The organism is Rothia sp. HMSC071F11, from assembly GCF_001809115.1.
Classification (GTDB): Bacteria; Actinomycetota; Actinomycetes; order Actinomycetales; family Micrococcaceae; genus Rothia; species Rothia dentocariosa.
In genome coordinates this window covers 24578-25204 of sequence record NZ_KV795760.1, presented here as the reverse complement: position 1 = coordinate 25204, position 627 = coordinate 24578, and the positions used below count along the sequence as shown (strand labels likewise).

Genomic DNA, 627 nt, shown 5'->3' with positions numbered 1-627 from the left:
TAATGTTCAAACGTGCTGAGGCGGATGTGATGATTAAAATTGCGCGGCTCGGCCCGAGCATCACCACCGAGGATTTATTCGCGAACCTCGATTTTGTGACGGCACATATCGACCGTGAGATTTCGCGTCTCTGCGAGCGCGCCCGCGAACTCGGTCTCGATGACGTCCTTGTGGAAACAGATAACGCGGTTGAATCTCTCTCGAAGCACGCCAACGGGCCGACGTTTCTCGAAGAGGTTCAGCAGACGCTGTCGCGAATTGGGGCGCGCACACCGCGCATGTACCTGCCCTATTCAAGCAGGTCTTGGGGCGAGAACCCTGAAGCATTTTTCACGCTGATTGCTGCTGGTATTCGCGGCAGGCACACCATGGATGCAGATCGGGCCGATAAACGTCAGCTCGTGCGCAGCCGACTGCCACGGTTCCTGCATAAACGTTGGGATAAGACGGTCACCGCGCTGCGGGCTCTGCATGTCGCACGTGAAGGCTCTCTGTATCTCATCGAAGAATGGTTTGTTGAGGCTCGTAGGGTCATGGACGAGATCGCACATCGACTCGTTGAACGCGGCATCTTGGCTACTCCCTCAGATGTGACCTATGCGCTATTTGATGAGGTAGAATCTGCGC

1 pseudogene is annotated in these 627 nt (G+C 55.8%); it reads left to right on the top strand.

Features of this window, described 5'->3' with window-relative positions:
* Positions 1-627, top strand: a pseudogene (locus HMPREF2554_RS07715) (pyruvate, water dikinase); the annotation flags it as partial.